2 protein-coding genes are annotated in these 1,785 nt (G+C 60.6%); both read right to left on the bottom strand.

Going from position 1 to position 1,785, the window contains the following annotated elements:
• Positions 1 to 69: 69 nt before the first annotated feature.
• Positions 70 to 1,356 (bottom strand): YHYH protein, encoded by a 1,287-nt coding sequence (locus WBP53_RS09405; protein WP_423928236.1) that lies wholly within the window; start codon positions 1,354 to 1,356, stop codon positions 70 to 72.
• Complete coding sequence (locus tag WBP53_RS09400) at positions 1,353 to 1,691, bottom strand: hypothetical protein (protein WP_423928234.1); 339 nt, start codon at positions 1,689 to 1,691, stop codon at positions 1,353 to 1,355. Before WBP53_RS09400 ends, WBP53_RS09405 begins: the two co-directional genes overlap by 4 nt.
• Positions 1,692 to 1,785: the final 94 nt, after the last annotated feature.

Genomic DNA, 1,785 nt, shown 5'->3' with positions numbered 1-1,785 from the left:
CCCATGCGCCGGGTGCGGTCGCGATAGCAGCCACCATCGCGACCCATCGCAATGAATGCCTGATCGCATTCATGGCATCGGTGGTCCCATCATGGCCCTGAATGACGGATCGGGTGTGCCGAATACGCATCGCGGGATGTAGGGGTAATCATCGGTGATGGTGTAGTAGTAGATGCCGCCCGGGTATTCCGGAGTTACACCGAAGCGCCCGCCGCATTGATCGGTATCACCCGACCCCGCCACGTACTCCCAATCCTGCCGGAAGGTTCCGTCATAGGCGCCGAATGGTGCGCTGGCTCGAGTCCCCGAACGCAATTCCCAACTGGCCTGGATCACACGCAGGCCGCTGTTCGCGTCATCGGGATCGTTGTAGCCATAGCGCAGGTAGTAGGGAAATCCATCCGCCGCGTAGCCACCAAGAATCATCCGTGAAGGCACGCCATTGGTTTCGCCCAGCGCATTGATCACGCTCTCCATCAGGCCGTGATAGTGATACGCACCAGTAGGCTGCACATGGGCGTTGTTGCAATCCGTACCGAGCCAGGTGAATTGCGCACCGGCCGTGCTCTGTTCAGCCAGGCCGGGCGTGATCGCCTCGTAACTCCACACGCGCTGGTTCAGGTAGCTCTCGGCGGTGTCGCGCTCAAGCTTCACGCCATTGAGGCTGACACCAAACTCCTGCATGTCGGTTGCAATGCCGGTCAGCGTGGGCGTGTTTGAAAATTCATAGGCAACGACTTGCCCGCTGATCGTGTTCGGGTTGCCGGCATTCGGGAACGTGCCCGTGGTGTGGTCAGGGATGCCGTTGCCGGTGATGGCGGTTTTCGCTCCATTGTCTGACACCGCCACTGCCGGAGCAGCCACCGGAAGCTTGTCGCACGACCACTGCGAACGCGAAGAAAAGTCACCGAGGACGGTGCGGTCCGCTGAGCTGTCCGCGCCCACCCAGATTTCAACCGATACACGATCGGCAACCGCCGAGCCGGCTCCGTTGGAAGCTGTCAGCTCGTAGACAAGGGTCTGGCTGGAAGCAACGGCCGGCAGGGTCAGAATCGGATTGAGGACAGAATTGCTGCTGAGTGAGGTTGTCGGGCCTTCGACTTGTTGCCACGACAACTCGGTATAGCCGCTGGCAAATGCATTCAACTGCAGGCTTCTGCCCGCGACGGAGACAAGGCCATAACCGGCATCCACGACCAGCTCGAATCCATCGCGGAAAACCTCATCGACCACGCCGGATGGAGCGCTGTCGTCAGACGAGGTGGCGACCTGAAGGGCAACAGCATCGCCAGAGAATCCGCATGCGGCACCGACAAGACCGAGGCCAATGCCCAGGGACTGGAGACTCGACCTCATCGGTCTGCACCACCGCCCTTTCCACCCGGCCCGCGGCCTTGCGGCCTGCCTTCACGGTTCGGCTGGGCAGCCTTGAACTCGACATACTGGTCTTCGGTCAGGATCGACATCAGGCCGGCGTCAACTGCGGCGCGGCTGGCTTCCCTGTCCTTTCCCGATCCCATGTTGTCCTGGAGCAGTGTGGTCACTGATGCCTGTTGCTCGGCAGTCAAGCCGAGATGCTCGGTCATGCCCTGGACCCGTTGCTCGACGCTGGGTGGGGGGCCACCTTGCGCCATGGCGAACGCGGACATGCACAGCAGGCTGGCGCACAGGAGTTTCCGGGTGATTTTCATGATGAACGATCTCGTGGGGATTCAGGTTTCGATGATCATCCTGAACTGCGAATCTGTAGAGAAAGTGGAGAAGCGAAAATCGCTTTGCGCTTGC

It is taken from the genome of Dokdonella sp. (genome assembly GCF_049593775.1).
In the GTDB taxonomy this organism is placed as follows: Bacteria; Pseudomonadota; Gammaproteobacteria; order Xanthomonadales; family Rhodanobacteraceae; genus Dokdonella.
Note: the sequence above shows the minus strand (reverse complement) of the source record. Positions and strands in the feature narration are given on the sequence as shown.

Excerpts from the sequence above, each read along its gene's own strand:
- WBP53_RS09405 (WP_423928236.1), bottom strand. The coding sequence starts at position 1,356 with ATGAGGTCGAGTCTCCAGTCCCTGGGCATTGGCCTCGGTCTTGTCGGT.
- WBP53_RS09400 (WP_423928234.1), bottom strand. The coding sequence starts at position 1,691 with ATGAAAATCACCCGGAAACTCCTGTGCGCCAGCCTGCTGTGCATGTCC.